25 protein-coding genes, 1 tRNA gene and 2 pseudogenes are annotated in these 26,397 nt (G+C 68.3%); 17 read left to right on the top strand and 11 right to left on the bottom strand.

Going from position 1 to position 26,397, the window contains the following annotated elements; genetic code table 11:
- Both B3E43_RS13115 and B3E43_RS13120 read left to right on the top strand, forming a co-directional pair.
- Positions 1 to 539 (top strand): annotated as a pseudogene (locus B3E43_RS13115) (aconitate hydratase); the annotation flags it as partial.
- Positions 540 to 715: 176 nt separating this feature from the next.
- Positions 716 to 994 (top strand): hypothetical protein, encoded by a 279-nt coding sequence (locus B3E43_RS13120; RefSeq protein ID WP_292030213.1) that lies wholly within the window; start codon positions 716 to 718, stop codon positions 992 to 994.
- A gap of 41 nt (positions 995 to 1,035) precedes the next feature.
- Here the strand turns inward: B3E43_RS13120 and B3E43_RS13125 are convergent, their stop codons facing one another.
- Together B3E43_RS13125 and B3E43_RS13130 are read right to left on the bottom strand one after the other, a co-directional pair.
- On the bottom strand, positions 1,036 to 1,563 hold the full coding sequence (locus B3E43_RS13125) for a hypothetical protein (protein ID WP_292030214.1): 528 nt from the start codon (positions 1,561 to 1,563) through the stop codon (positions 1,036 to 1,038).
- 101 nt (positions 1,564 to 1,664) lie between these two features.
- On the bottom strand, positions 1,665 to 2,543 hold the full coding sequence (locus B3E43_RS13130) for an isoaspartyl peptidase/L-asparaginase family protein (RefSeq protein WP_292030217.1): 879 nt from the start codon (positions 2,541 to 2,543) through the stop codon (positions 1,665 to 1,667).
- Between the two features lie 164 nt (positions 2,544 to 2,707).
- On the opposite strand from B3E43_RS13130, the gene B3E43_RS13135 reads away from it, so the two are divergent.
- The 3 genes from B3E43_RS13135 to B3E43_RS13145 are packed head-to-tail and all read left to right on the top strand — an operon-like array spanning position 2,708 to position 5,153.
- The gene (locus tag B3E43_RS13135; protein ID WP_292030219.1) at positions 2,708 to 3,439 is read left to right on the top strand and encodes a 2OG-Fe(II) oxygenase; all 732 of its coding nucleotides are present in this window, start codon (positions 2,708 to 2,710) and stop codon (positions 3,437 to 3,439) included.
- Positions 3,439 to 4,440, top strand: coding sequence for an NADPH:quinone oxidoreductase family protein (locus tag B3E43_RS13140; RefSeq protein WP_292030221.1), 1,002 nt, complete (start codon positions 3,439 to 3,441; stop codon positions 4,438 to 4,440). The genes B3E43_RS13135 and B3E43_RS13140 overlap by 1 nt, the downstream gene beginning before the upstream one ends.
- A complete protein-coding gene (locus B3E43_RS13145) occupies positions 4,437 to 5,153 on the top strand; it encodes a 2OG-Fe(II) oxygenase (RefSeq protein ID WP_292030224.1) in 717 nt (238 codons plus the stop codon). The genes B3E43_RS13140 and B3E43_RS13145 overlap by 4 nt, the downstream gene beginning before the upstream one ends.
- On the opposite strand, the gene B3E43_RS13150 is transcribed toward B3E43_RS13145, so the two are convergent.
- Positions 5,150 to 5,548 (bottom strand): YkvA family protein, encoded by a 399-nt coding sequence (locus tag B3E43_RS13150; RefSeq protein WP_292030226.1) that lies wholly within the window; start codon positions 5,546 to 5,548, stop codon positions 5,150 to 5,152. The genes B3E43_RS13145 and B3E43_RS13150 overlap by 4 nt on opposite strands.
- A gap of 54 nt (positions 5,549 to 5,602) precedes the next feature.
- Between B3E43_RS13150 and B3E43_RS13155 the strand changes: the two genes are divergently transcribed.
- Positions 5,603 to 6,385: an SDR family NAD(P)-dependent oxidoreductase gene (locus tag B3E43_RS13155; RefSeq protein ID WP_292030227.1), complete on the top strand. Its 783-nt coding sequence runs from the start codon at positions 5,603 to 5,605 to the stop codon at positions 6,383 to 6,385.
- Positions 6,386 to 6,515: 130 nt separating this feature from the next.
- Positions 6,516 to 6,590 (top strand) — tRNA-Gly (locus B3E43_RS13160).
- Positions 6,591 to 6,792: 202 nt separating this feature from the next.
- Here B3E43_RS13160 and B3E43_RS13165 read toward each other — a convergent pair.
- Positions 6,793 to 7,113 (bottom strand): hypothetical protein, encoded by a 321-nt coding sequence (locus B3E43_RS13165; RefSeq protein WP_292030229.1) that lies wholly within the window; start codon positions 7,111 to 7,113, stop codon positions 6,793 to 6,795.
- A 387-nt stretch (positions 7,114 to 7,500) separates the two neighbouring features.
- Between B3E43_RS13165 and B3E43_RS13170 the strand changes: the two genes are divergently transcribed.
- The 3 genes from B3E43_RS13170 (at position 7,501) to B3E43_RS13180 (ending at position 10,163) form a co-directional block, all read left to right on the top strand.
- On the top strand, positions 7,501 to 8,547 hold the full coding sequence (locus B3E43_RS13170; RefSeq protein WP_292030231.1) for an AraC family transcriptional regulator: 1,047 nt from the start codon (positions 7,501 to 7,503) through the stop codon (positions 8,545 to 8,547).
- A gap of 205 nt (positions 8,548 to 8,752) precedes the next feature.
- Positions 8,753 to 9,253 carry a helix-turn-helix transcriptional regulator gene (locus B3E43_RS13175; RefSeq protein WP_292030233.1) on the top strand — a complete coding sequence of 167 codons (501 nt, stop codon included), beginning with the start codon at positions 8,753 to 8,755 and terminating at the stop codon, positions 9,251 to 9,253.
- Positions 9,254 to 9,470: 217 nt separating this feature from the next.
- Complete coding sequence (locus B3E43_RS13180) at positions 9,471 to 10,163, top strand: TMEM175 family protein (RefSeq protein ID WP_292030235.1); 693 nt, start codon at positions 9,471 to 9,473, stop codon at positions 10,161 to 10,163.
- On the opposite strand, the gene B3E43_RS13185 is transcribed toward B3E43_RS13180, so the two are convergent.
- Positions 10,160 to 11,230 carry a phytase gene (locus B3E43_RS13185; RefSeq protein WP_292030237.1) on the bottom strand — a complete coding sequence of 357 codons (1,071 nt, stop codon included), beginning with the start codon at positions 11,228 to 11,230 and terminating at the stop codon, positions 10,160 to 10,162. The genes B3E43_RS13180 and B3E43_RS13185 overlap by 4 nt on opposite strands.
- Positions 11,231 to 11,477: 247 nt before the next feature.
- Here B3E43_RS13185 and B3E43_RS13190 point away from each other — a divergent pair, with 247 nt between their 5' ends.
- The 4 genes from B3E43_RS13190 to lpdA all read left to right on the top strand — a co-directional run bounded on the left by B3E43_RS13190 (position 11,478) and on the right by lpdA (position 17,800).
- Positions 11,478 to 13,712, top strand: coding sequence for a TonB-dependent receptor plug domain-containing protein (locus B3E43_RS13190; RefSeq protein WP_292030239.1), 2,235 nt, complete (start codon positions 11,478 to 11,480; stop codon positions 13,710 to 13,712).
- Between the two features lie 210 nt (positions 13,713 to 13,922).
- Positions 13,923 to 15,710, top strand: coding sequence for an ATP-binding protein (locus tag B3E43_RS13195; protein WP_292030241.1), 1,788 nt, complete (start codon positions 13,923 to 13,925; stop codon positions 15,708 to 15,710).
- 65 nt (positions 15,711 to 15,775) lie between these two features.
- Entirely contained in the window at positions 15,776 to 16,267 is a 492-nt protein-coding gene (locus tag B3E43_RS13200; protein WP_292030243.1) for a hypothetical protein, read from the top strand.
- A gap of 117 nt (positions 16,268 to 16,384) precedes the next feature.
- Positions 16,385 to 17,800 carry a dihydrolipoyl dehydrogenase gene (gene lpdA / locus B3E43_RS13205; RefSeq protein WP_292030245.1) on the top strand — a complete coding sequence of 472 codons (1,416 nt, stop codon included), beginning with the start codon at positions 16,385 to 16,387 and terminating at the stop codon, positions 17,798 to 17,800.
- Here the strand turns inward: lpdA and B3E43_RS13210 are convergent.
- From B3E43_RS13210 to fsa, 4 genes are read right to left on the bottom strand one after another with little or no spacing between them, the layout of a single operon-like run.
- The gene (locus tag B3E43_RS13210; protein ID WP_292030247.1) at positions 17,797 to 18,834 is read right to left on the bottom strand and encodes a retropepsin-like aspartic protease; all 1,038 of its coding nucleotides are present in this window, start codon (positions 18,832 to 18,834) and stop codon (positions 17,797 to 17,799) included. The two genes, lpdA and B3E43_RS13210, sit on opposite strands and share 4 nt — an antisense overlap.
- A 37-nt stretch (positions 18,835 to 18,871) precedes the next feature.
- Positions 18,872 to 19,804, bottom strand: coding sequence for a tyrosine recombinase XerC (locus B3E43_RS13215; RefSeq protein WP_292030250.1), 933 nt, complete (start codon positions 19,802 to 19,804; stop codon positions 18,872 to 18,874).
- Positions 19,786 to 20,487, bottom strand: coding sequence for a DUF484 family protein (locus tag B3E43_RS13220; protein ID WP_292030252.1), 702 nt, complete (start codon positions 20,485 to 20,487; stop codon positions 19,786 to 19,788). The genes B3E43_RS13215 and B3E43_RS13220 overlap by 19 nt, the downstream gene beginning before the upstream one ends.
- Before the next feature lie 21 nt (positions 20,488 to 20,508).
- Positions 20,509 to 21,162, bottom strand: coding sequence for a fructose-6-phosphate aldolase (gene fsa, locus B3E43_RS13225; protein ID WP_292030253.1), 654 nt, complete (start codon positions 21,160 to 21,162; stop codon positions 20,509 to 20,511).
- Positions 21,163 to 21,192: 30 nt separating this feature from the next.
- On the opposite strand from fsa, the gene B3E43_RS13230 reads away from it, so the two are divergent.
- On the top strand, positions 21,193 to 23,355 hold the full coding sequence (locus B3E43_RS13230; RefSeq protein ID WP_292030254.1) for a primosomal protein N': 2,163 nt from the start codon (positions 21,193 to 21,195) through the stop codon (positions 23,353 to 23,355).
- 35 nt (positions 23,356 to 23,390) lie between these two features.
- Here the strand turns inward: B3E43_RS13230 and B3E43_RS13235 are convergent, their stop codons facing one another.
- Together B3E43_RS13235 and B3E43_RS13240 are read right to left on the bottom strand one after the other, a co-directional pair.
- The gene (locus tag B3E43_RS13235; RefSeq protein WP_292030255.1) at positions 23,391 to 24,173 is read right to left on the bottom strand and encodes a glutaminyl-peptide cyclotransferase; all 783 of its coding nucleotides are present in this window, start codon (positions 24,171 to 24,173) and stop codon (positions 23,391 to 23,393) included.
- Between the two features lie 3 nt (positions 24,174 to 24,176).
- Positions 24,177 to 25,016, bottom strand: coding sequence for a TerC family protein (locus B3E43_RS13240; RefSeq protein ID WP_292030257.1), 840 nt, complete (start codon positions 25,014 to 25,016; stop codon positions 24,177 to 24,179).
- 256 nt (positions 25,017 to 25,272) lie between these two features.
- On the opposite strand from B3E43_RS13240, the gene B3E43_RS13245 reads away from it, so the two are divergent.
- Entirely contained in the window at positions 25,273 to 25,827 is a 555-nt protein-coding gene (locus B3E43_RS13245) for a F0F1 ATP synthase subunit delta (RefSeq protein ID WP_292030258.1), read from the top strand.
- A gap of 69 nt (positions 25,828 to 25,896) precedes the next feature.
- Positions 25,897 to 26,397: pseudogene (locus B3E43_RS13250) on the top strand (F0F1 ATP synthase subunit alpha); the annotation flags it as partial.

Here is a 26,397-nt window from a genome sequence, read left to right on the forward strand (position 1 = left end):
CCGCATCCGCAACAAGATCACGCCTGACATCGAGGGCGGCGTCACCCGCCACTTCCCGTCGCAGGACACGATGTCGATCTATGACGCCGCCATGCGCTACCAGTCCGAGGGCCGGCCGCTGGTCGTTTTCGCGGGCAAGGAATACGGCACCGGCTCGTCGCGCGACNNGCGACTGGGCCGCCAAGGGCACCCGCCTGCTGGGCGTCCGCGCCGTCCTGGCCGAGAGCTACGAGCGCATCCACCGCTCCAACCTGGTCGGGATGGGCGTGGTGCCGCTGCAGTTCAAGGCCGAGGGCTGGACCCGTCTGGGTCTGACCGGCGAGGAGATCGTCACCATCCGCGGCCTGTCGGACGTCAACATCGGCAAGCTGCGTCCGCGTCAGGACCTGTGGGTCGAGCTGTTCCGTCCGTCGGACGGCAAGATGGCCCGCTTCCCGGTCCGCTGCCGCATCGATAACCAGACCGAGCTGGACTACTTCAAGGCCGGCGGGGTCATGCCGTATGTGCTGCGCAACCTGGCGCGGGGTACCGCGGAGTAGGCTTCGGGCCGGACGAAACGAAGAGGGCCGGCGGAGCGATCCGCCGGCCCTTTTTGCTGACGTCTCCATGCGATTCCGCAACTTCAGGCTGGATAAATCAACCTTGACGAGCGGTCACGGCGGGTATCTATTTCCCGGCAGGGGCCGATCTGCCGGCCTCCGAAGGAGGACCAGCTATGCGTGCTTCGATGGTTTCCATTCTTCTGGCCGGAGGGACGCTCGCCCTCGGCGCCTGCAGCACCACGGTCGAACCCGTCAACCTGACGATGGCCGAGCGGGCCGAGCAGTGCAGCGCTGACTCCGAACTGGTCCGGACCGGCAGCCAGACCGGCGACCCCCGGCAGGACTACAGATGCATGAGCGGCGGCCATCGGCGCGGAAACGCCAGTGATTCCGCCGGCGTCGTCGGTTACGGCAGGCAAAGCACCATCGCCGCCGGCCGGGCGACGCCCTGATCCAGCCCGATCGACGGCGTTGAGACGCCGCCCCGGTGCCGTCAGCCCCCCGTCGCGTTATGCGGTCCGCGGTCGCGCGGATTGCGGCCGAAGGCCTGCTCGCAGACGGCGCGGCCGAATTCTTCGGACACCATCATCTGGCGGTCGCCGAGCACGCCGCCGAGGCGGCCCTGGGCGCTGGTCGCCACCGAAACAGGGAAGCGGCCGAGCACGCGGTTGTTGGCCGGATCGACGAACTCCACCGTGCCCGAAAGCGTATGGACGCCGTCGCCGGTGAAAAGGGTTTCCAGCCGGCCGGCGCGCTGCATCTCGTCGACATGGACCCGGACGTTGATCGGCGCGGTGCCCCACATGCAGCGCCGCAGTTCCTCGTGCACCTCTTCGGAGAAGGTCTCCGAAAAATCCTCCTCGGCGTCGAGCCAGCCGGTCGACAGGGTGATGCTGCCGACCTGGGCGGTCTCCTGCAGGCCGATCGGCAAGGCGATGGGCGGACCGCCCTCGATGACGGGCGCACAGGCCGTGGCGGCGAGCAGGGCGGCGGCCAGGACGGCGGTCGTGGCGGACTTCATTTCGGGCTCCCGGTTTTCGCGGCAAGCTTTAGCGTGGCGGGCGGTGAACGCCGGATGAACCACGTTCGCCAGAGGATTAAATCGCCGTAAGGCTCCTCCGTCTAGCGCCCGAACACCTCGACCCCGATCTCGCCGTCGGGGGTCAGCCAGGCCCGTTTCATGCCCTGGCTGTTGAAGGGCGCGGCGATGTTCCCGTCGCGGTCCAGGGCGATCAGGCCGCCGTCCCCGCCCATGCCGCCGATCTCGTCGATCACGGCGCGGCCCGCTTCGGCCAGGGTCTGGCCCGCGGCGACGCGCCAGCTGACCTGAACGCAGGCGGCGACGCGGATGAAGTATTCGCCCTGACCGGTGCCCGAGACCGCGACGCGCCCGTCGGCCCAGCTGCCGGCGCCGGGGATCGGGGTGTCGCCCACGCGGCCCGGCATCTTGCCGAATACGCCCGCCGTCGAGGTCGCCGCCGCCAGCCGTCCGTCGCGGTCCAGCACGCAGCAGCCGACCGTGCCGTGCGCCAGCGTCCCCGGCGGATGATTGTCCTCGCCCTGACCGGCCCGGGTGTACCAGGCGGTTTCATCGGCGATCCGCTCCAGTCCCTGATCGAGTGCGAACAGGGCGGCGCCCTCGCCGGCGAGCATCACATGGGGCGTGCGGTCCATCACGGCGCGCGCGGCCACGACGGGATTGCGGAAGCCCTGCAGGGCGGCGACCGCCCCGGCCTTGCGCGTCGCCCCGTCCATCAGACTGGCGTCCAGCTCATAGGCTCCCGCCAGATTGGGCGAGGCCCCGCGGCCGGCGACATAGAGACCGGAATCCTCGAGCAGCACCGTCGCCTCGACCGCCACGTCCAGCGCCGACGCCCCCGCGTCCAGCCGCGCCTTCATGGCCGCGACGACCTCGCCCATGTGGGCGATTTCGAGGGTGTAGTCGCGTTCGCGCCGGGCGCCGGCGCCGCCGTGGAGGATGAGGGCGGGTCTGCCGGTCATCGGGGCCTCTTTTCTCTCGGGTCCAGGGTCGCTAGCTTTGCAGTAAGATGGCAAGGCTTTCGCCCGTCATGCGCGCCAAGGGATGATCCGTGCAAGATCGAGGATCCTTCGCGGTTTCGAATTCCGCCCGCATCGAGATCGATCCGGGCCTGAAGCCGTCGTCCATGACTGCCGCCTTCAAACAATTCGGCCGAATCCACATCCCCGGCTTCCTCAAGCCTGCGTCAGCCGAGATGCTGCACCGCGCGCTCGCGACCGAGAAACTCTGGCTCTGCTCGACCATGGGCGGCGGCCAGACCGTCGACGTGCCCGTCGAACAGCTGGAGGCCTTTCCGCCTGACCAGGCGATGCGCTTCCTTCAACTGGCCCATGCCGAGGCGCGCGACGGCTTCCACTATATGTTCGACAACGTCCGCATCAGCGATCTGGCCGAGCAACGCCAACCGCTCGCTGCAGAGCTGGCGGCCGCCTATGCCTTTCTCAACAGCCCGGCGTTCCTCGATTTCGTGCGCGCGCTGACCGGTGATCAGCGCCCCAATTTCGTCGACGCACAGGCCACCCGGTACGAACGCGGGCATTATCTGACCCAGCATGACGACCTGGCCGAGGGCAAGGGCCGGCTTTACGCCTATGTCCTGAACCTGACGCCGCACTGGCGGACGGACTGGGGCGGACTGCTGAACTTCATCGACGCCGACGGCCATGTGGCCGAGGCCTACAGCCCGGCCTGGAACGCGCTCAACCTGTTCCGTGTGCCCCAGCCTCACGCCGTCTCCTGTGTGGCCCCTTTCGCCGGAGCCCCGCGTCTGTCAATCACCGGCTGGGTGCGCCAGATTGATCTGAGCCTCCTCCCCGGTCGGGCCCCGGCCCCGAACCCCTTCAGAAAGACCCCCTGATGCGCGCTGTCCTGTCCAAGGCCCCCGGCGGTCCCGAAACCCTCGTCGTCGAGGAGGTGCTGGATCCCAGGCCGATGAAGGGCGAGGTTGTCATCGAGGTCCGGGCCGTGGGCGTCAACTTCCCTGACACCCTGATCATCGAGGACAAATACCAGTTCAAGCCGACTCGCCCCTTCTCGCCCGGCGGCGAGGTAGCGGGCGTGGTCGAGGCCGTCGGCGAGGGGGTGACCACGGTCCGCAAGGGCGACCGCGTCATCGCCGTGCCCGGCTGGGGTGGCATGGTCGAACGGCTGGCGGTCCCGGCCGCCTCGGTGATGAAGATCCCCGACGCCATGGATTTCAACACCGCCGCCGCCCTGGTGATGACCTACGGCACCTCCTACTACGCCCTGAAGGATCGGGCCCAGCTGAAGGCGGGCGAGAGTCTGCTGGTGCTGGGCGCTGCCGGCGGCGTCGGCGTGGCCGCGGTCGAGCTGGGCAAGGCCATGGGCGCGCATGTCATCGCCGCGGCCTCGACCAACGACAAGGTCCAGTTCGCGCTCGAAGCCGGCGCCGACAATGGCCTGATCTATCCGTCCGGCAAGATGGACAAGGCGGCCCAGAAGGAGCTGTCGGGCGAGCTGAAACTGGCCTCGGGCCGCGATGGTCCGGACGTGGTCTATGACGCGGTCGGTGGCGACTATTGCGAGCCGGCCATCCGGTCGATGGACTGGAACGGCCGCTATCTGGTGGTTGGCTTCCCGGCCGGGATTCCATCCCTGCCGCTGAACCTGACCCTGCTGAAGTCGGTGTCGGTGATCGGGGTCTTCTGGGGCGCCGCGGTGATGCGCGACCCCGCCGCCCACGCCGCCAACATGGCCGACCTGCTGCGCTTCTGGGAGGATGGAAAGATCCGTCCGCGCGTCAGCCAGACCTTCCCGCTGGAACGCGCCCATGAGGCGATCAAGGCGCTGGGCGACCGGTCGGTGATGGGCAAGGTCGTGGTCACGGTCGACTCGTGACCCTGCGGCTGTCGCCGTCGCTGGACGTCGCGGCGCTGCACAGGGCGTTCGAGGCGCGGCGGCGACTGCACATCCCGGGCGTCCTCGATCTCGACAGCGCCGAAGCGGTGGTCGCGGCCATGGAGGCCTTCGACGGGTGGAAGGTCAGCGTCTCGGCCGGGGGCGAATTCTTCGAACTGCCCCTGAGCGGGCGCGTCGCCGCCGAGCCCGGCAAACAGGGCTGGATCGATCAGGCCCGCGTCGACGGGGCCGAACCGCGCATGCAGTACATCTTCGACACCCGCCGTCTGGATCTCGAGCCCGAAGACGCGCCGCGCGACGCCGTCAGCGAGGTGCTCGACTTCCTCAATGGCCCGGACTTCCTCGCCTTCGTCCGGGGCGTGACCGGCGATGACCGCATCGATTTCGCCGACGCCCAGGCCACGCGCTACCGGCCCGGCCACGTCCTGACCGGCCACGACGACGGGGCCGAGGGCAAGAACCGGCTCTATGCCTATGTGCTGAACCTGACCCGCGGCTGGCGCGCCGACTGGGGCGGGGTGCTGGCCTTTGAGGGCGCAGACGGACACATCGAGGAAGGCTTCGCGCCCGCCTTCAACGCCCTCAACATCTTCGCCGTGCCGATGCGCCACGCCGTGACCCAGGTGGCCAGCTTCGCCCCCAGGGACCGTCTGTCGATCACCGGCTGGCTCCGCTCCCATCAGGCGGTCTAGTCGTCCCGCAACCGTTCCAGCGCCGCGTCGGCCTGATCCTTGTGGCGGCGTTTGATATGGGTTCCCAGGGTGGCTATCAGGGCTGCGATGACCGCGGCGTCGTCGGTGAAGCCGATGCCGGCGAAGACATCGGGGATGGCGTCGATGGGCAGGATGAAATAGGCCAGCCCGCCCAGCATGATACCCTTGGCCGCCATCGGCGTCTCGGGATCCCGCGCGGTGTAATAGACGCTGATCACCTGACGCGCGAAGGGGATGCAGGCCGCGGTGCGCCGGATCTTGGGCCAGAACCCCTTCTGCACCCGTACCTCATTGACCTGCTGGACGGAGGGCACGAGGGCGCGGGACGGATCCAGCGCGTCTTCAGGGGTCATCGGTTTGGCATTCGTGGTCATGGCGGCTAAATCCCCGCGACGTTCTCAGGTTCAAACAACATAGGGGCTCCGGCCATGAAACTCGACGGGTCGATTGCGGCGGTGGTGACGGGCGGAGCCTCGGGCCTCGGCGAGGGGACGGCGCGCGCCATCGCGGCCACGGGCGCGAAGGTCGCCCTGTTCGATATGAACGCCGAGAAGGGCGAGGCCGTGGCCAGGGAGATCGGCGGGATCTTCTGCCTGGTCGACGTGACCGACGACGCCTCGGTGGCCGCCGGTTTCGAAAAGGCCCGCGCCGCCCACGGCCAGGAGCGTCTGACGATCAATTGCGCCGGCATCGCCACCGGGCAGAAGACCGTCAGCCGCAAGAAGGACACCGGCGAGATCCGCGCCCACGACATGGCCGGGTTCGAACGCACCGTGCGGGTCAATCTGTTCGGCACCTTCCGGGTGCTCAGCCAGTCGGCCGCTGGCATGGTGACGCTGGAGCCCATGGCCGATGGCGAACGCGGCCTGATCGTCAACACCGCCTCGGTGGCGGCCCAGGACGGCCAGATCGGCCAGGCGGCCTATTCGGCCTCCAAGGGCGGCGTCTATGCCATGACGCTGCCGGTCGCCCGCGACCTCGCCCAGGAAGGCATTCGCTGCAACACCATCCTGCCCGGCATCATGTGGACGCCGATGATGGCCGGCATGGACCAGAAGATCCAGGACGCCCTGGCCGCCGCCATCCCCTTCCCCAGCCGTCTGGGCACGCCCGCGGACTATGCCTCGCTGGTGCTGGAGCTGGCCCGCAACGTCTATATCAACGGCGAATGCATCCGGCTCGACGGCGCAATCCGGTTGGCGCCGCGCTGACGCGCGGATGCACTTCGCGCAGGCGCTAACGCCCGCAACGCGGTTGCTCGCTGCTTGAGCGCCGAATTGTGCGACGGGGGACTTGCGAGAGGTCGGGCCTTCCCGCTATACGCCCGCCTCCGACTGAAGTGCGGGCGTAGCTCAGTGGTAGAGCACAACCTTGCCAAGGTTGGGGTCGAGAGTTCGAATCTCTTCGCCCGCTCCAGTCGATTGAAGAGGCCCGGTCGCCAGATCGGGCCTTTTTCAATTTCCGCCCCGGGCGGCGTGAGTTTGCCAAGGTTGGGGTCGAGAGTTCGAATCTCTTCGCCCGCTCCAGTCGATTGAAGAGGCCCGGTCGCCAGACCAGAAAGGCGAACGAAAAGCCGCCCGACGTGTGTCAGGACGGCTCCTCGTCAAATGGACGACGCCTAGCGACCCGGTCCGCTCTGTACAGGCTGTCCCTTGGGCGCACACGACGGGGGATTTGTCAGACCGAGCGACAGCAGATTGCCGCCGTTCACGATGCAGTTGAAACTTCTGCCGTCCTCAGCCCGGACTTCCACATAGGTGTTCACGCCGCTGGTCCGACGGCTGACCACGGTCAGATCCGATGGCGCATAGCCCAGCACGCCAGACGTTTGATTGGCGATGCTGTCGTCGCTGAGGTTGTTCGTACTTTCAGCGATCGTCCCGCAAGAGGCGAGCAAGGTCGACACGGCGATCAGGGTGAGCGGCAGGTAGGTTCGCATGGATTAAACTCTCAAGACTGGAAGGCCCCTTTCCCGCGGGAAAGGCTGGACCTCGCGATTACCCGGGAACCGGGCGGCTCCGACGCGAATGCGCGCGGCTCCTTCAGTTAGGCCGAGCGCTGTCCGGCTCCAGCCCGTAAAACGTACCGGTGCGCCCCCCGCGGGCCAGGTCTGGCGGGAGCGCCGGAACCGAATGCAGCGGTGTTTGACGCTTCGCGCCGCCCGTTGGGTCGCCGCCGTCGCGGCGCTGCCGGGCGACCCGGTCTCGGTCGGCGAGCTGGAGGAAAGCGAAAGCATCTAGCGGAAGTGGTGTGGCCGGAAATTCCTCGCTTGCGTTGAGGTCGGGCTGGCCTAGGTTTGCGGGAACCGAATCCACAAAGATTTGTAATGGTTAAGCTTGTCGCGTCTCCGGCGACCCATGCCTGGGACATTTCGTCCGTGGGTGAACCCGGCGCCTTTGACTTCTATCGTCAGGCGATCGGGGATCTGTACGAAGTCGCTGACGTGTCGCGGGCGGATGCCGTCGCATTCGCCAATCGGACATCGATCACGCTGTTCGAGAGCGGCGCCATCGGGCGGGGACGATCAAGCGCCCAGACCCTCAGGCGTCCCGCGCCTCTGATCCGGCGGTCGCATGTCGATTCCATCAACCTCTTCCTGAACCTGTCGAACCTGCGCGGAGACTGTGACGGTCGGGATGTCCGCAGCGGCCCGGGCACGATCCATTTCCGCGATTTCAGCCGCCCGTCCGTGTCCAACATTGACCAGGTGGATGTCATCAACCTGACCATCCCGCGCGCGCAGGCGCCCGACTGGATGCTGGCAGGCGAAATCCATGGGCTGGCCATGCCGGCGAGCCTGGCCGTCACCCGCTTGCTGGCGGGCCATCTGACCACGCTGGCCGAAGTTGCCGCGGACCTCACCCATGAGGAGGGCGACGCCGCTATCGAAGCGGCCCTGCTGATCGCCGGGCGCGGTGTCGGACGATTCGTGAGGCCGACAGCCGACCAGACCGAGGCGGTCTACCGGACGGTGCGGATCAGGGCGACGCGCGCCATTGAGTTGCGCCTGCTGGATCCGACCTTGACCCCGGACGAGATCGCCGCTGCTGCGGGGGCCTCCCGATCAACGCTTTACCGGGCCTTCGCCAACTATGGCGGCGTTCAAAGGCGGATTCAGACGTTGCGACTCGAACGCGCCCGCGACGTCCTTCGCCGCCGGGCCGGACGACACCCGACCGTGTCGCAGGTCGCCTATCAGCACGGCTTCGCCAGCGAAGCGCACTTCAGTCGGGTGTTTCGCAGTCGCTTCGGGCATTCGCCGGGTCAGGCGGCGAGTGCGCCGGTCACCGGCCAGTCGGCGAATTCCTTGCGGCAGCTACCGTACCGCTATGACGTCTGGCTCGACTGGCTCGGCCGGTCACGGACAGGCTGAGGATCCGACCTGGGACGGACAGTCAAGGAACTGGGACGCGTAGACGTGGGGGTGGGGCGCCAGCGCCGCTAAGCTTCCAGCCCTCGGTCAATCCAGGGTGGAACCAATGTCGGCGCCGCGTCCCTCGAGCTCTCCATCGTTTCGATGTGCACCCGAAGCGGTCCGCTATTTCGACCACCGCGCCGCCACATGTCGGTCGGCCGAGATGCTGGTCAGCGCCGAGCTGGAGGTGCTGTGGTCAAACGCAGCCGCCCTGGCCTTGATGTCACGTCGCGGCCCGGTCAGCCTGAGCGACAATCGCCTGATCCTGTCGCTGCGCCGCCAGGAAGACAGCCTGCGGGCCTTTCTGAGCGCTCTCGACACAGGCTGCGGTGTCTGGGCTCTGAAGGCGGAAGACGCCTGGCTGGTACGGGCCGAGGCCATCGCGCCGCCAGACGCGCCGCCGGCCTGGTTGCTGACCTGGCAGGCCATGGCCGACGCCGACCGCTACCTGTGGTCCGACGTTGGCGCGCATCTCAGGCTGACGCCGTCGGAAACACGCATTCTGCGAAGCCTGCTGGACGGAATGACGGTTGATCAGACCGCCCTTCAGCTTGCGGTCTCGGTCCAGACCGCGCGCACCCACGTCCGGCGTATCTACGTCAAGCTGGGGGTCGGCAACCGCGAGCAGTTGTTCGCGGCCGTTCTGCCCTACCGGTGGGGCTGAGCCCATGCTGGGGGTCGGCCTGGCGGCCGGGTTCGGTCTGATGATGGCGTTGTTCTTCGGTCCCGAAATCGCGAACAGTCTCAAACGCAGACGGCGGCGCCAGGCGCGTCGCCGCAGCCGGGACGGCTTCGACTGACGCCTGATCCGTTGTCACCGGCTCCTGAATCGCGCACGCTCCGGGTTCGGTCGGGGGAGGCCGGACGGTCGGGGGCGGGCCATGAGCGATCAGACGCATCAGTCATCCCGCAGTAAACCGGTGGAGTCGCAGAGGCTGGACGCCTTCGTCGACGCGGCTTTCGCCTTCGCCGTGTCGCTGCTGATCATCGCCGGCGGCGAGCCGCTCCGATCGTTCGACAATCTGCTGGACGCGCTGGCGCGGATTCCGGCCTTTCTCTGCGGCTTCGCCCTCATCGTCATGTTCTGGCTGGCCCACCGCGCATGGTCGTCGCTGGGGCCCCGCCGGGACGGCCGGGCGACCCTGCTCAGCCTCGCCATCGTCTTCTCCGTCCTCGTCTTTGTCTTCCCGTTGCGGCTGCTGACCGAGACGGGCGCGCATTTCATCTCGGGCGGCCGATTGCCCGGCGCGGGTCTTCTCGCCAGCTTCGATCAGCTGGGCTGGACCTATATGATCTACGGCCTCGGGTTTTCGTTCCTGTCGGTCCTGTTCGCCCTGCTGTTCCGGCAGGCGAAGGCGACGATTGAACCGGGCGACGCAGACGGGCGGCGGGCGGCGCGATCCTGGATGCGGACCTGGACGCTGGCGGCGGTGACCGGGGTGCTGTCGGGGCTTGTCGCCCTGTCGCCCGCGCTTGCGGCGGCGCCCTGGCTTCCGGGCGTGACCTATTGGCTGATCCCGATCGGCATCATGGTACTCGGCGCGATGGACAGGAGACGGGCGCGCCGGAGCTAGAGACCCAGCGCAGCCCTTATCTCGCGCCAATCCACGATCTTGTAGTTCTGCTGTCCCGGATTGGGCGCATCCTCGTGGTCGTGAAACGCCACAGCGCCCTCGGGGAACCGGCCGATCGGTCCGGAGAAGGCGTCCAGCCCGTCGGTCTGGGTGACGCCGTCGATCACCGGGCCGTCGACGATGGCGAACCGTCCCACATAGACGTGATCGGCCCCCTCGATGCGATAGACCGGATAGGTGCTGTCGCCCTGGCTGGAGACGATCAGATATTCGACCCCGCGGTCACGCAGGATCGTCAGGCCCTCGACGTCGTCCCGGATCCGGTTGCGATCGACACGGGCGACCTCTGTGGCGGTCGATGGCCCGGCCGGATCGAAATCGAAGCGCCATACGCCGACGTCTTCCTCGCCGACATAGAGGGTGTCGGCCGCGTCATTGACGACACAGCCTTCCAGCTGGCTGCCCAGTGTCAGAACCCGCTCCGCGCCGATCACCGGCCCCGCCGACCCCGCCGTGACCGTCATCTGGTGCACGGTCCCGGCCTTGGTGGTCACGACCAGATAGAAGGCGTCGCCCCGCCGACCCATGCAGAAGCCGTAGGGCTCGTAGGCCGTGGAGAGGAAGCCGTAGTCCGAGGTCGTCAGGGTCGCCGGATCGAAGAGATACAGATTCACGCCGTTGCCGCCCGGCGCGTCGTTGCTGGCGGCGACCAGAACCCGCTCGCCGACCGCGGTCGGGAAGCCAGGACGCAGATCAACATTGTTGACCGGACCCGAAGGCAGAAACTGGCGGACCGAGCCGTCCAGATTGTGGATGTACAGACCGTCTGATTTGTCAGTCCCGAACATCACGGCGCGCGTCGGATCGCGCGGGTCCGCCCAGAAAGCGGGATCGTCCGCGTCGACCTCCGGATCGGTGGTCACGACGGTCTCGACGGTCGCCATGACGGCCCTGGCGGGGTCGCCCGGCGCCAGAATCCCTTGCGGCCCGCGGTCCTCGACGGAGGCGCAGGAGGCCCCCAGCAACATGACGGGCAGGATGAGGAGGGCAAGAGTTCTTGAGGTCATGAGGCCGAATCCCGTGATGGCCCGACGGCAAAACCATGGGGGTCTGGATCGATCAAGCCAATGAGCGTGACGGTTTGATCTCGTGAGGATGAAAGTCGCTCCGTGTCGGGAGGACCTGTCACCCGGGCGTTCGAAAACAGCCAAGCTGGCGTCTCGGAAGCGTCGCGACCGTGTCGCCGCCGCAGCCTAGCGGAGCCGTCAGAACCGGCGACCGTGGGGGCGACCGGTCATCGGGGATGCCTCAATTATGAAACTCGGACTTCTGCTCGGCGCTGCGCTTGCGCCGCTCGCCTTTGCCGGCGCCGCCTTCGCCCAGTCGGGTCAGGACGCCGCGCCGCAAGGACCGGTCTCGTCGCTGGACGAGGTGATCGTCACCGGCGAGCCGGTGATGCGCAACCGCACTGACGACGTGGTCTCGACCCTGTCCTACGACCTCGAGTTCTTCCAGCGCTTCGAGCCCCTGACCGTGGGTGACGCCCTCAAGCGCGTCCCGAGCGTGACCTTCCTGTCGGACGTGCTGGAATCCGATGGCGTGCGCCTGCGCGGTCTCGATCCCGGCTACACCCAGATCCTGATCAACGGCGAGCGGGTGCCCGGCGGCGAGGCTGACCGTTCCTTCTTCGTCGACCGCATCCCGGCCGAACTGATCGACCGTGTCGAGGTGGTCCGTTCGTCCTCGGCCAACCGTTCGGGTGACGCCCTGGCCGGGACCATCAACATCGTCCTGCGCGATGCGCTCGCCCTGGATGGCGGCTACATCCGTGCGGGCGCCCTGCTGTTCCCGGACGATGAAGTCGGGACCACCTTCGGGGCCGTCTACGGCGGCGAGGTCGGACCGGGTCGACTGCTGGTCGGCGCCAGTGTCCAGGACCGCCGCAATCCGAAGCTGAAGTACAGCCAGCGCTTCGATGAGCCGGGCGGCACCCTGGACAACACCGAAGTCCAGACTGATGTCCGCGACGGCACCGACTACTCCTTCAACGCCGCCTATGAGGTCGAGGTCGGAGGCGGGACCCTGGATCTGTCCGGCGTCTTCGTCCGCACCGAACGCCTGCAAGATGAGGATTCGATCGAATACCGCAGCGGCATCGAGACCAATGCGAACATCCTGTCGATCAACGACAACGACGTCGACATCCAGACGGACAATCTGGCCCTGCGCGCCCGCTATGAGCGCGACATGCTGGGTGGCGAGACCCGGATCAAGCTCGCCTATGCCGCCTTCGACGACGAACAGTCCGAGTTCGAAAACGAGGCCGAATACCTGCGTGACGGCCTGCCCTTCCCCGATGAGGACCGCTACACGGCCGAGCTCGAGTTCCGCGACCTGCGGGACGAGGAGATGTCGTTCGCCGTTGAACACAGCCGGCCTGTCGGCGACGACGTCGAGATGGAGTTCGGCCTCCAGGCGGTCAGCAAGGAGCGCGACTCGACCACCGTGGTGGCCGACCGCGTGCGGTTCAACATTCCGAACGCCCCGACCCCGCGCCCGGCCCAGCCGCCGTTCGTGTTCAACACCAACAACTACGTCATCGAAGAGACGCGGTTCGACCCCTATGTAATGTTCTCGGGCGAGGCCGGCGCCCTGAAGTGGGAAGCCGGCCTGCGCTATGAGGCCACCGACACCACCATCGCCGGCATCGACAACGATTTCGCCGTCCTGCTGCCCTCGGCCAGCCTGCGCTACCGCCTTTCGGCCTCGGATCGCCTGACGCTGTCGGTCGCCCGCACCGTCCGCCGCCCCGATTTCGACGATCTGGCCCCGGTGACCCTGGAAGAGGAACGGGGCGACAACGATTTCCGCGGCAATCCGCTGCTCGAGCCGGAAACGGCCTGGGGCGTGGACCTCGGCTTCGAGCGTCGTCTGGGCCGCCGTGGCGTGGTCGGCATCAACGCCTTCTATCGCGACGTCACCGACCTGATCGAGGACGTCAACACCGGCCTGCAGGGCAGCGGGGGTGCCGGCACCTTCATCGAGTCGATCGACAATGTCGGCGACGGCCAGGTCTATGGCGTCGAGTTCGACCTCTCCACACCGCTGGACTTCATCGGCATGGAGTCGACGGGCGTGTTCCTGAACGCCTCCTGGCTGGACAGCACGGTCGAGGACGTTCTCGGTGAGCGCCGTTTCAACAGCCAGTCGGACTATGTCTACAACTTCGGCTTCACCCACGACATTCCGACCTGGGGACTCGCCTTCGGCGCCACCTACCGCAAACAGGCCGACGCTTTCGAACGCGTCTATGCGGAAGAGATCGTGACCTCGTACGGCGCCGATCTGGAAGTGTTCATCGAGAAGCGGATTTTCTCGAACACCGTCATCCGCCTGACCGGCTCCAACCTGCTCGACAGCTCGAAGGACGAGGTGTTCGACAAGTTCGGCGATCAGGCCGATCAGATCGCCCGGGACTACGACGAGTACGAACTGGAAACCGAGAGCGCCGGACCGGTCTATCAGCTGGTGATGCGCGTCGCCTTCTGAGCCAACTCGCGCCGGTGAGTGATGAGGGGCCGGGCGGCGACGCCCGGCCCCATTTCGTGGCGCCGTCCCGATCCGGCACGACGACGCTGGACGGCGCGTCCAAGCCCGGCTAGGTCGCCTTCGGGGCGAAAGCGGGCCGGTTCGGTTCGCCGTTTGCAAGGTGTCTCCCGGACAGGCGCGCGTGGCGCCAGAACGGGACAGTCGGGTCGCATGTTTCTCGAAGGCCAGGTGAACTGGATGTGGGTGTTGGGGGCGGTCGCCGCCGTGGGCTGGATCGTGGGCCTCGTCGCCCTGTGGTTCGCCTTCCGCAACGGTACGCGTCACGTCAGCACGTCGGATCAGCTCGATCTGGTCCAGCGCGTCGCCGAAGATTCCCAGAAGCGCCTGTTCGAAACCCTGAACGCCATTCCCGTCGCCCTGGTCGAGACCGACCTGCAGGGCAAATTCGTCTTCGCCAACCGCGCCGCCCACCAGCTGCTCGGCCGCAAGGACGCCGAACTGATCGGCCTGCGTTTCCACTCGGCCACCTGGGGCATCACCTTCCCAGACGGCCGGCCCGTGCCGCCGGACCTTCTGCCCAGCGCCCGCGCCCTGCGCGGCCAGACGGTGCGGGGCTTCCAGCATCTGCTGGCCAACCCCGCCTCGCGCCGCAAGATGCTGGTCTCGGTCACGGCCATGCCGATCGAGAATGAACTGGGCCAGATCACGGGATCGACCGCCGCCATCGTCGAGACCGAAGGCCTGCAAATGCCCGAAGCCCTGATGGCCGAGCCTGTCGCGGGGCCGTCCGACGACCTGACCCGCCGGGTCTTCGACGCCGCCTCCAGCGCCCTGATCGTGGTCGGCGCCGACGGCCGGGTCCGCGAAGCCAACCGCACGGCCCTGCTGGTGCTGGGCCGCCCGGAGGCTGAAGGCGACTTTTCCGACCTGTTCCTGGCCGAGGAAGAGCGCGTCGAGGGCCGCCAGGCCCTGCGCGCCGCCCTTGCGGCTCCGGCTGGCGAGGCCGAGCCCTTCGTCTCGCGCAACGGCGCGGAGGACGGCATCCGCTGGTCCATGCTGCCCCTGACCGACGCCGACGGCCGCGTCGACGCCCTGCTGCTGGCCGGCGAACGCGCTGATCCGGCCCGGACCGCCGAACCGGTCGTCGTGGCGACGGAGGGCGCGCCTGAGGAAGGCTCCGACGAAACCCTCGCCCTGCGTGAAGCCGCCGAAGAAGCGCGCCGTCAGGCTGAGGAAGCGATCGCCGCCGCGGCCGCCGCTCGCGAGGAAGCGCAGGCCGCCTGGGCCGCCGCGCGCAAGGCTGAAGAGGACGCCGAGGCCGAGCTGGCCGGAGGTCGCCGGATGGAAAGCGTCGGCCGTCTGACCGGCGGACTGGCGCATGATTTCAACGCCCTGCTCGGCGTGATGACCGGTGCGCTCGACATGATGCTGCGTCAGGCCGACGATCCCGCACGGGTGCGCCGCATCGGTCAGGCCGCCCTGGCCGCCGGACAGCGGGGCGAACTTCTGACCCGGCGCCTGACCGCCTTTTCGCAGGGCGATGACGAACCGGTGCTGCGCGTCCTCGACGCCGGGGTCCTGCTGCGCGGCATGGAAACGCGTCTGCGCGCCCTCGGCGGACCGGGTGTCGACCTGATGATCGAAGGACCGTCCGGGGAAGCCCCTGTCCGTCTCGATCCCGTCGCCTTCGAGGGCGCGGTCCGCGGCCTGACCCAGAACGCCATCGACGCCGTCGCCGGCCGGGGATCGGTCGCGGTGCGGCTGGAGACCATGCTGGAGGGCGGGGTGCGTCTGAGCGTGCGGGACAGCGGCCCGGGCATGGATCGCGATCTGGCCGCCCGCGCGGTCGAGCCCTTCTTCACCACCCGCGAGGGCGCGGCGGGTCTGGGTCTGTCCCAGGCCTATGCCTTCGCCCGGCAGTCGGGCGGCGTCCTGTCGATCGACAGCGCGCCCGGCGAGGGCGCCGAGGTCTCGATCACCCTTCCAAACGCCGCCTGAGCCGCCGCCTTTCACCGTTCGCCAGCCCGGCGTATGGTGGTTAACGCGGGGGCGGGAGGTTCAATATGAAGCTGTTGCGATTCATCGTGGTGCTGGCGGTCATCGGCTACGCCGGCTGGCTGGCCTGGCCGTTCATCTCTCCCTTCCTCGAAGGCGCCGGGCCCGATGTGGCTGCATCGCGCATGGGCGCCGAGGCCGGGTCGGGCGGAGACCTGTTCGGCTTCCTGCCGGCCTGGACCCTGTGGGCCGGCGCGGTCGTCCTCTATCTGGTCGCCGCCGTGCTGCTGGGCTCGGGCAACCCCCGGGCGGCCGTGGCCTATTTCCTCGGCTTCATCGCCGACGCCGTCCTGAGGCTGGCGCTCGACCAGCAGGGTGGAGGCGATGTCGCCGCCCGCTCCGGCGGCCCCACCTCCATGGCGGCGCCCGAGGCCATGGGCGGCCTGCCGGTCGATCCGGTCTGGCTGGTGCTCGGCGCGGTCTTCCTGCTGGGCGTGCTGGTGGTCATCGCCAGCCGCCGCATCCGCCGCAAGCGCGAAGCGGGCCAGCTGAATTTCTGATCACCGACTGCGGATTGGCCGTGCGGCTTCCTATATGCGGGCTGACGGTTGACCCCTGCGGGCGGGCCGTTAGGTTCCGCGCGCCTTTCCGCGCCCACGACAGACCCGAGAGATTCCATGGCTGAAGCCGCCGTTCCCAGCGCCTCGTATGACGTCGTGATCATCGGCGGCGGTCCGGGCGGGTACAATGCGGCCATCCGGGCCGGCCAGCTGGGCCTGACGGCGGCCTGTGTCGAGATGCGCGAGACCCTGGGCGGGACCTGCCTGAACGTCGGCTGCATGCCCTCCAAGGCCCTGCTGCACGCCTCGGAGCTCTACGAGATGGCGGGCAAGGAATTCGCCGGCCTCGGCATTGAGGTGACGCCGAAGCTCAATCTGGCGCAGATGATGGGCCAGAAGGCCGACAGCGTGACCGCCCTGACCAAGGGCATCGAATTCCTGTTCAAGAAGAACAAGGTCGACTGGGTCCGCGGCCGCGGCCGCATCGCCGGCGCCGGCAAGGTCGAGGTCACCGCGGCGGACGGCACGGTCAGCACCCTTTCCGCAAAGAACATTGTCATCGCCACCGGCTCCGAGCCCACCCCCCTGCCGGGCGTGGCCTTTGAGGACGGCAAGGTGGTGGACTCCACCGGCGCCCTGTCGCTGCCGGCCGTGCCGAAACACCTGATCGTCGTCGGGGCCGGGATCATTGGTCTGGAGCTGGGCTCGGTCTGGCGCCGGCTGGGGGCGCAGGTGACGGTGGTGGAGTATCTGGACCGCATCACCCCCGGCATGGACAGCGACCTGGCCAAGGCCTTCCAGCGGACCCTGACCAAACAGGGCATGAGCTTCAAACTGGGGTCAAAGGTCACCGCCGCCACCTCATCGAAGGACGGCGTCGAACTGACCGTCGAACCGGCCGCCGGCGGCGCCGCCGAGACGCTGAAGGGCGATGTCGTTCTGGTCGCCATCGGCCGCCGTCCCTATACCGAGGGTCTGGGTCTGGAGACGGTCGGCGTCACGCCGGACAAGCGCGGTTTCCTCGACAACGACCATTTCAAGGTTGCGGACGGCGTCTGGGTCATCGGCGACGTCACCCATGGCCCGATGCTGGCCCACAAGGCCGAGGAGGACTCCGTCGCGGTGATCGAGCTGATCGCGGGCAAGGCCGGTCACGTCGACTACAATCTGGTCCCCAGCGTGGTCTACACCGCCCCCGAAGTCGCCTGGGTCGGCAAGACCGAGGACCAGCTGAAAGCGGACGGCGTCGCCTACAAGGTCGGGAAATTCCCGTTCAGCGCCAACAGCCGGGCCAAGATCAACCATGAGACCGACGGCTTCGCCAAGGTGCTGGCCGACGCCGCCACCGACCGGATCCTCGGCGTCCACATCATGGGTCCGCAGGCCGGCGAGATGATCGGCGAGGCCTGTGTGGCCATGGCCTTCGGAGGCTCGTCGGAAGACCTCGCCCGCACCTGTCACCCGCATCCGACCCGGTCCGAGGCCGTCAAACAGGCGGCCATGGGCGTCGAAGGCTGGACGATGCAGGCCTAAACGCCCGGAAGCTCCAGCGCCCGCGTCGACTGACGGCGCAATCCGGCGAAGGTCACCGTGTCATTGGGGAAGTCGAGCGTGACGTCCCTGAACCGGCCGAGCAGGTCGGCGCCGATCAGCAGGGCCGGCCGTTCGCTGATGCCCAGGGTCCGGAAACAGTGCAGGTCGGCGAACAGCATGGGGGTGGCCCCCAGGCGGTTCGCGCCCAGCCGCAGGTCATCGACCTGGGCCAGATCGGCGCTCAGGCTCTGGCCCGTCACGCCATAGATGGGCACCGCTCGCGACAGACGCCCGCCGTCCCGCCGCCGCGCCGCGATCGCCCGCCGAAGCGCCAGATTGCCGATGGAATACTGGGCGCCGCTGTCGATGAAGGCGATCGTGGGCTGACCATCGACGGTCACCTGCGTCAGCATCATCTGGCCGAAGCGGCCGGTCGTCGCCCGCAGTCCCTGCCGGCGAATCCGCGAGCCGGTCTGCATGTCGCCGCCCATGACGATGGCGACGCCGCGGATTGTGAGGCTGGCCGCGCGCCGCACGACGTCAAACTGCAGCTTGAACCGTCCCAGTACGTCGAGACCGATCAAGCCGTCCGCGCCCAGCTGGTCGCGCTCGAATACGGGGCAGGTGAGGTCGCGGAAACCCAGTCCGCTGAGCTGCAGCCGGCTGACGCCGACGCTGCGGGTGATCCGGGCTTCCGTAATGCCGTGCACCAGCACCGGCTGGAGCGGCGGCAACGCCAGCTGGTCCGCAAGCGTATCGGCGATGGACGTCGTTCCGGCGCCCGTGTCGATCACGAAGGTGAAGGGACCGCGGTTGTTGATGAAGACCGCGGCACCCACCCGGGTGAAGAGATTGGCCAGCAGCTGGATCGGCTGTATCTCGCCCTCGGGCTCCGGCGCAGCGTCCTGGGCTGCGGCGGGCCAGGCGGCGCCCACGCCGACGGCCGCGGTCAGGCCGGCGATCAGACCGCGACGGTCAAGGCCCTGAATATCACTCACGCCCAGCGCCGCCTCCCAAGCGGTTTTGAGCTTCACTGTACCCCGTTCAGAGAAGCTGACCAGCCCGCGGCTTTCAACGCCTCGGGTGGGCGGCGGAATATTCGTCCAACAGCCTGTGGGCATCGACGGCGGTATATTTCTGGGTCGTCGACAGGCTGGCGTGGCCCAGCAGTTCCTGAATCGAACGCAGGTCGGCTCCGGCGCCGAGAAGATGGGTGGCGAAGCTGTGACGCAGGGCGTGGGGCGTCGCCGTGGCGGGCAGGCCCAGCCGCCCGCGCAGCCGCTGGACCATGGCCTGAACGTGACGAGGCGTCAGCGGTCCGCCGCGACGGGCGCGGAACAGGGCGTCATCCGGCGCCTGGGGGAAGGGCAGGAGGGCCAGATAGCCGTCGACCGCCTCGCGGACCGCGGGCAGGACGGGGGTCAGCCGCGTCTTGCCACCCTTGCCGGTGATGCGCAGGGTCTCGGGCAGGGGGGCGTCGGACCGGATCAACGACAGCCCCTCCGATATCCGCAGGCCGCAGCCGTACAGCAGGGTCAGGACGGCCCGGTCCCTCGCGGCCTCCCAGGCCTCGGTGTCCGGATCTGCATCGGTCTCCTGCAGAAGGCCGCGGGCATGGTCCTCGCTGACGGGGCGGGGCAGGGACGGCTTGATCCGCGGGCCCCGCACAAGGGCCAGTTGCGGCGCCGGCGTGGCGCAGCGCCGGTCGAGGAAGCCGTGGAAGGCGCGGATGGCCGACAGGGTCTGGCTGATCGATCTGGCGGCCAGTGGATGGTCACCCGATCGCCGCTCGGCCAGATGGGCGCGCACCTCGGCCGCGGTCACCGTCCCCAGATCGGCCAGCCGCTGCGGTCCACCCCGGTGCCGCTCCAGAAAGGCGAGATACAGCCGCCCGATGCGGCCGTAGGCTTCCAGCGTATTGGCGGCCAGCCGGCGTTCGTGGGCCAGATGCTCCAGCCATGCGGCGAGGGCTTCCCCGGCGCTCGTCAGTTGAGGATCGGCCATCGCTCGGCTGTCCGTTCCACCACCCGGGCGATGAAGGCCACCAGTTCGCAGCCCATGGTCGGGGTGAAACCGTCCTCCTCGGGCGAACCGAAGGCGCAGATGGCGTGGCGCGCGGGCGCCTCCGCGCCGGGAAACTGCGGGGCCATGCGGATCAGGGCGACGGACTTCACCTCGGCCTCTGACGCGCCGAACAGGTTCAGGCCGTCAAAATTGGGCCCGAGCCAGGTCAGGCCGTGCTCGCCCAGCAGGGAATCGACGCCGCCGGCCTCGAGTCCGCGCCAGCCGAACGGCACCCCGCCGGGCTTCTCAAGGGCGATGGCCGCACCGGCCAGGCCGAACCGGCCCTGCGCCACCGCATCGAGACGGCGGGCCAGATCGGACGGGTTGCGCGCCTCCATCAGGTCCAGCGCCGCGACATGGGTCTGGGTCTGGGCGGCGAAATTGGCCCGGGCGATGGATTCAATGCGTTTGCGGGCGTCGGCCTCGCGCTCCGCGGCCTCCTCCAGCCTGGTCAGGGCGGCGCGGCCGAACTCGACCACATTGCGCCCGTGGGGCTTCAGCCCGATCTCTTCCAGCAGCGAGCGGTCGTCCAGCAGGATCTGGGCGTTGGCCTGCAGCCACGCACGGATCTCCGGCCAGTGGGGCTCTTCCGGCTTGGTCGAGAGGTCAGGCGAAACGCTCACAAACCTCTCCTCGAGGTCAAACTACAGGATGGACTGACCCGTCTTGCCCCAGTCCGCCAGGAAGGCATCAAGCCCCTTGTCGGTTAACGGGTGCTTGACCAGGGCCTTGAAAACGTCGGCCGGGATGGTGGCGGCGTCCGCGCCGGCCACGGCGGCGGCGCTGACGTGCCCCGGATTGCGCAGGGACGCGGCCAGAATCTGCGTGTCGAAGCCGTGCACGTCGTACAGTACGCGGATTTCCTCCAGCAGACCGATGCCATCGGCGCCGTGGTCTTCCAGCCGGCCGACGAAGGGCGAGATGAAGGTCGCGCCGGCCTTGGCGGCCAGCATGGCCTGGGCGGCCGAGAAGCACAGGGTGACGTTGGTCCGGATCCCCTTGTCGGCGAAGGCCCGCGCCGCCCGCAGCCCGTCCCAGGTCAGGGGCAGTTTGACGACGACATTCGGTGCGATGGCGGCGAGCTTGTCGCCTTCCTTCACCATGGTCTCGAAATCGGTCGCCACGGCCTCGGCGGAGATCGGCCCCTCGACGAGGGCGCAAATCTCGGCGATGACCTCGGCGATGTTGCGACCGGATTTGGCGATCAGCGAGGGATTGGTGGTGACGCCGTCCACCATGCCGGTGGGGACCATGTCCTTGATGACGGCGACGTCGGCTGTGTCGAGAAAGAGTTTCATGTCGGTCTCTCTAGCGGAGCGCGAAGGGCGGTGAAAGTCGCCAGCGTCCTCATCCCCCTGCCGGTGCCGGAAGCCTTCGACTACGAAGTCCCCGAGGGGCTTGACGTCGTGCGCGGGGATCAGGTCGCCGTGCCGCTGGGGCCGAGGCTGATGCGGGGCATTGTCTCGGAGGCGCGGGAGACGACAGGGTCGAACCGGCGGCTGAAGGCCATCGACCATGTGCTGGACGATCCGCGCCTGCCCGAACGCACCGTCGACTTCGTCGAATGGGCCGCGCGCTGGACGCTGAGCGCGCCCGGCGAGATGGCGGCGGCGGCGTTGAAGGGCCTGCGCGCGCCTCGCCCCCGTCCCGAGCGCCGCGTCCGCCGCGTCGGGGACCGCGTGCCCGTCAAGCTGACGGCGCCCCGGGCGGCTGTGCTCGAGACGCTCGGCCAACGGTCCATGCCCGGCCCCGATCTGGCGCGGGCGGCGGGCGTCTCCTCCGGCGTGATCAAGGGGCTCCTGGACGAGGGCGTCCTCGAGGTCATCGAGATCGAGGCTGTCGCCGCCTTCGACGCGCCCGATCCCGATCATGCCCCGGCGATGCTGAACCCTGATCAGGCGGCAGCGGCAACGGCGATGGCGGAGGCCACGGCGAAGGGCGGCTTCGCTCCCTTCCTGCTCGACGGAGTCACCGGCTCGGGCAAGACCGAGGCCTATCTGGAGGCGGCGGCGCGGACGCTGAAGGCCGATCCGGCGGCGCAGGTGCTGATTCTTCTGCCCGAGATCGCCCTGACCCAGGACTTGATCGCGCGGATCACGGCCCGTTTCGGCGCCGCTCCGGCCGAATGGCATTCGGGCGTCGCCCCCCCACGCCGGCGCCAGGTCTGGGAGGCGGTGGTCGCCGGCCGCTGCAACATCGTGGTCGGGGCGCGGTCGGCGCTGTTCCTGCCCTATGTGAACCTGCGGCTGGTGGTGGTGGACGAGGAGCACGACGGCTCGTTCAAACAGGACGAGGGTCTGGTCTATCACGGCCGCGACCTGGCGGTGGCGCGGGCGCGGATCGAGGGGGCGACGGTGGTGCTGGCCTCGGCCACGCCCTCGCTGGAGACTTTGTGGAACGCGCATCAGGGTCGTTACGGCTGGCTCAAACTGGCGGCGCGGCACGGGGCGGCCCTGCTGCCTGAGGTGACCCTGCTGGACCTGCGCCAGTGCCCGCCCGATCCGCAGACCTGGCTGTCGCAGCCGCTGCGCGAAGCGATCGGCGAGACCCTGCAGCGCGGCGAACAGACCCTGCTGTTCCTCAACCGGCGCGGCTATGCGCCCGTCGTGCTGTGCCGGGCCTGCGGCCACCGGATGACGGCGCCGGATACGGACAGCTGGCTGGTCGAGCACCGCTACACCGGGCGGCTGGTCTGTCACCTGACCGGCTTCACCATGGCGCGGCCGAAACACTGTCCGTCGTGCGGCGCGGTCGACAGCCTCGTCTCGGTCGGCCCCGGCGTGGAGCGGGTCGAGGAGGAGGTGCGTCAGCTGTTCCCCGAGGCCCGCACGGCGGTGTTCAGTTCCGACACCACGCCCGACGCCCGATCCGCCCGCGCCCTGATCCAGCGCATGACCGACGGCGAGATCGACATCCTCGTGGCCACCCAGGCGGCGGCCAAGGGCCACAACTTCCCGCGGCTGACGCTGGTGGGGGTGGTGGACGCCGACCTCGGCCTGCGCGGCGGCGACCTGCGGGCGGCGGAGCGCACCTTCCAGCTGCTGACCCAGGCCACCGGCCGGGCCGGGCGGGCCGACAAGCCGGGACGGGCCATCCTGCAGACCTGGACGCCCGAACACCCGGTGCTGCAGGCGCTGGCGGCCGGCGATCGGGACGCCTTCGTCGCCGCCGAGATGGCCGAGCGCGAGGCCGCCTTCCTGCCGCCTTACGGCCGACTGGCGGCGATCATCCTGTCGAGCGAAAATCCGGTCGCGGTGGAGAAGTTGGCGCGCGAACTGGCCGGTTCGATTCCCAACGCCGACCGCCTCGAAGTCTACGGCCCCGCCGACGCCCCCCTGGCCCTGGTGCGCGGCCGGCGGCGCAAGCGGCTGCTGGTCCGCGCCGACCGCGACGTGGACCTGCAGGGCTTCCTGCGGGCCTGGCTGGCGCGGGTGAAGGTGCCGGGATCGGTGCGACTGAGTGTGGACGTGGATCCGTACAGCTTTCTTTAGGGCGCTTCTCCCTCCCCATGAAGGGGAGGGAGAACCTACCTCGGCCCCGTCAGCCGGATCTCGAACAGGGTCGGCCAGTTCTTGCCCGTCACGAACAGGCGGCGGCCGACCGGGTCCCAGGCGATGCCGTTCAGGACGGCGTCGGTCGGGTCGAGCCCGCTCCGGTCCGGCATCAGCTCCGTCAGGTCGATAATGCCGGTGATCTCGCCCGTCGTCGGATTGATGCGGATAATGAAGTCGGTCTGCCACAGGTTGGCGAACACCTCGCCCTCGACCCATTCCAGTTCGTTGATCTGGGTGACCGGCCGGCCCTGCAGGGTGACAGGGACGCGGCCGGTCTCCTCCAGCGTCACGGGATCGAGAAAGCGCAGCGCCGCGGTGCCGTCCGACAGGATCAGCCGCGTGGAGTCATGGGTCAGCCCCCAGCCTTCGCCCTCATAGGCGTGCTCGCCGCGCGGCTCGAGGTCGTCGGCGTCCCAGACGAAGGCCTTGCCGTTCTTCCAGGTCAGGGTCACGATCCGGTCGCCGATGACGGTCAGGCCTTCGCCGAAATATTCGTCGTCCAGCTCATGCATCTGGAGCACGACGCCGTCCTCCAGCCGGACCCGCCGCACGGTCGACGGATAGCGTCCGGTGCTTTCCAGCAGTTCGCCGTTGTGGAACGCCAGCCCCTGGGTGAAGGCCCGGCGGTCATGCGGATAGGTCCGCACGACCTCGAAGCCATAGACCGGCACCTGCGCGACCGCCGCAGCGGGCGCGACGAAGGCGGCGAGCCCGAGGAACAGGGCGACCGCCAGAACGGGCGCGCCGGTCCGCATGGATCAGGCCCGGCTGTCGGCCGCGTCGGCCTCGGCCTCGGCCGCCCGGGCCCTGGCCTCCGCCTGATCGGCCTGGGCCCTCAGTTGCTGGGCGCTCTCCCGTTTGGTCGAGGCCTTGCGGCTCCACATGTTCAGGATCTCGACCCCGGCCGAGAAGGCCATGGCGGCGTAGATATAGCCCTTGGGCACATGGGCGCCGAAGCCCTCGGCGATCAGCACCATGCCGATCATCAGCAGGAAGCCGAGGGCCAGCATGACCACGGTCGGGTTCTTGTTGATGAATTCGGCCAGCGGATCGGCGGCGAGCAGCATCACGGTAACGGCGACCAGAACGGCCACGACCATGATCGGCAGGTGATCGGTCATGCCGACCGCGGTCAGGATGGAGTCGATCGAGAAGACCAGGTCCAGCAGGATGATCTGGAAGATCGCCGAGCCGACGTTGGAGATGACAACGTCGGCCTTGTCCTTCTCCAGCAGGTCCTTGCCGGGCGTGGGATCGACGGTGTGGTGGATTTCCTTGGTCGCCTTCCAGACCAGGAACAGGCCGCCGGCGATCAGGATCATGTCCTTCCACGAGAAGGAATTGTCCATGACGGTGAAGACCGGGGCGGTCAGGCTGACGATCCAGGCGATCATCGACAGCAGGGCCAGGCGCATGATCAGCGCCAGCGAGATGCCGATGCGGCGGACCCGCGAGCGATGCTCCTCCGGCAGCTTGTTCGACAGGATCGAGATGAAGATCAGGTTGTCGATCCCCAGCACCACCTCCATCACGATCAGGGTGATGAGCGCCGCCCAGGCGGCGGGATCCGAGAGGAGGGGAAGTATGGAGTCGAACATCTGTCGCGTGATCCTGAGGGCGTGGGGCCGGAATGCCTCTGTACAGCGGAGGTTGCAGGTGCGGCAATCCGGCGTGATGCGGCGGCCTGTCTCGGTTGCGGTCCGGGGGTTACGATGCTATCAGGCGCCCGGCTGAGCCGGAGGGCGCGTTGCGAGACGCGTCCCCCAAGTGCTTTCTCAAAGCATTTCAGACCTTTGACTGGCGCGGACACGCCGCCGGTCGCCAACCCGAACGCTAACCGCGCGGACATGACTAGTGGCTGACGACTACAGGACGACGGAAGTCGGCGAGCGCTACGCACAGGCGCTGTTCGACCTCGCTGATGAAACGGGCGTTCTGGACGCCGTTCGCGCCGACCTCGCCTCGCTGCGCGCGGCCTGGAACGAGAGCGCCGATCTGCGCCGTCTGGCCCAGTCGCCTGTGATCGCCGCCGAGGACCAGCAAAAGGGTCTGACCGCCATCGCCGACAAGGCGAAGTTCAATCGCGTGACGAAGAATTTCCTCGGCCTGCTGGCCCAGAACGGCCGCTCGCGCGACCTGACGGCCGTGATCGCCGGGTTCGAGCTGCTCCACGCGAAGAAGACGGGCGTCGTCGCCGCCGAGGTCGTATCGGCCCAGGCGCTGACCGCCGCCCAGATGAAATCCATCCAGACCGCGCTCCGCACTTCGCTGGGCAAGGATCCGGAGATGACCGCCCGCGTCGATCCGTCGATCCTGGGCGGCCTCAAGGTCAAGGTCGGCTCGAAACTGTTCGACGCCTCGCTGAAGACCAAGCTCGACCAGATGAAGTTTGCCCTGAAGCGCGCGTAAGCGCGCTGATCCACCAGAATTCAGCGCGCCCGACCGGCGCGCTGACAAGACGATAACAGAGAGCCTGTCATGGACATCCGCGCCGCCGAAATCTCGGCCATCCTCAAGTCGCAGATCGCCTCTTTCGGCGTTGAAGCGGACGTGTCCGACGTCGGCCAGGTGCTGTCGGTCGGCGACGGCATCGCCCGCATCCACGGTCTGGACAATGTCCAGGCCGGCGAGATGATTGAATTCCCCAAGGCCGGCGTGAAGGGCATGGCCCTGAACCTCGAGCGCGACAACGTCGGCGCCGTGATCTTCGGCCAGGACAACCAGATCGCCGAGGGCGACGAGGTCCGCCGTCTGGGGGAGATCGTGGACGTGCCGGTCGGCAAGGGTCTGCTGGGCCGCGTCGTCAACCCGCTGGGCGAGCCGATCGACGGCAAGGGTCCGATCCAGTTTACCGAGCGCCGCCGCGTGGACGTGAAGGCCCCGGGCATCATCCCGCGGAAGTCGGTGCATGAGCCGATGCAGACCGGCCTGAAGGCCATCGACACCCTGATCCCGATCGGCCGCGGCCAGCGCGAGCTG

It is taken from the genome of Brevundimonas sp. UBA2416, from assembly GCF_002343105.1.
Lineage (GTDB): Bacteria > Pseudomonadota > Alphaproteobacteria > Caulobacterales > Caulobacteraceae > Brevundimonas.

What these genes read in the sequence shown, in the direction of transcription:
- B3E43_RS13120 (WP_292030213.1), top strand. Translation starts at nt 716, where the DNA reads ATGCGTGCTTCGATGGTTTCCATTCTTCTGGCCGGAGGGACGCTCGCC.
- B3E43_RS13125 (WP_292030214.1), bottom strand. Translation starts at nt 1,563, where the DNA reads ATGAAGTCCGCCACGACCGCCGTCCTGGCCGCCGCCCTGCTCGCCGCC.
- B3E43_RS13130 (WP_292030217.1), bottom strand. Translation starts at nt 2,543, where the DNA reads ATGACCGGCAGACCCGCCCTCATCCTCCACGGCGGCGCCGGCGCCCGG.
- B3E43_RS13135 (WP_292030219.1), top strand. Translation starts at nt 2,708, where the DNA reads ATGACTGCCGCCTTCAAACAATTCGGCCGAATCCACATCCCCGGCTTC.
- B3E43_RS13140 (WP_292030221.1), top strand. Translation starts at nt 3,439, where the DNA reads ATGCGCGCTGTCCTGTCCAAGGCCCCCGGCGGTCCCGAAACCCTCGTC.
- B3E43_RS13150 (WP_292030226.1), bottom strand. Translation starts at nt 5,548, where the DNA reads ATGACCACGAATGCCAAACCGATGACCCCTGAAGACGCGCTGGATCCG.
- B3E43_RS13155 (WP_292030227.1), top strand. Translation starts at nt 5,603, where the DNA reads ATGAAACTCGACGGGTCGATTGCGGCGGTGGTGACGGGCGGAGCCTCG.
- B3E43_RS13165 (WP_292030229.1), bottom strand. Translation starts at nt 7,113, where the DNA reads ATGCGAACCTACCTGCCGCTCACCCTGATCGCCGTGTCGACCTTGCTC.
- B3E43_RS13170 (WP_292030231.1), top strand. Translation starts at nt 7,501, where the DNA reads ATGGTTAAGCTTGTCGCGTCTCCGGCGACCCATGCCTGGGACATTTCG.
- B3E43_RS13175 (WP_292030233.1), top strand. Translation starts at nt 8,753, where the DNA reads ATGCTGGTCAGCGCCGAGCTGGAGGTGCTGTGGTCAAACGCAGCCGCC.
- B3E43_RS13180 (WP_292030235.1), top strand. Translation starts at nt 9,471, where the DNA reads ATGAGCGATCAGACGCATCAGTCATCCCGCAGTAAACCGGTGGAGTCG.
- B3E43_RS13185 (WP_292030237.1), bottom strand. Translation starts at nt 11,230, where the DNA reads ATGACCTCAAGAACTCTTGCCCTCCTCATCCTGCCCGTCATGTTGCTG.
- B3E43_RS13190 (WP_292030239.1), top strand. Translation starts at nt 11,478, where the DNA reads ATGAAACTCGGACTTCTGCTCGGCGCTGCGCTTGCGCCGCTCGCCTTT.
- B3E43_RS13195 (WP_292030241.1), top strand. Translation starts at nt 13,923, where the DNA reads ATGTTTCTCGAAGGCCAGGTGAACTGGATGTGGGTGTTGGGGGCGGTC.
- B3E43_RS13200 (WP_292030243.1), top strand. Translation starts at nt 15,776, where the DNA reads ATGAAGCTGTTGCGATTCATCGTGGTGCTGGCGGTCATCGGCTACGCC.
- lpdA (WP_292030245.1), top strand. Translation starts at nt 16,385, where the DNA reads ATGGCTGAAGCCGCCGTTCCCAGCGCCTCGTATGACGTCGTGATCATC.
- B3E43_RS13215 (WP_292030250.1), bottom strand. Translation starts at nt 19,804, where the DNA reads ATGGCCGATCCTCAACTGACGAGCGCCGGGGAAGCCCTCGCCGCATGG.
- fsa (WP_292030253.1), bottom strand. Translation starts at nt 21,162, where the DNA reads ATGAAACTCTTTCTCGACACAGCCGACGTCGCCGTCATCAAGGACATG.
- B3E43_RS13235 (WP_292030255.1), bottom strand. Translation starts at nt 24,173, where the DNA reads ATGCGGACCGGCGCGCCCGTTCTGGCGGTCGCCCTGTTCCTCGGGCTC.
- B3E43_RS13240 (WP_292030257.1), bottom strand. Translation starts at nt 25,016, where the DNA reads ATGTTCGACTCCATACTTCCCCTCCTCTCGGATCCCGCCGCCTGGGCG.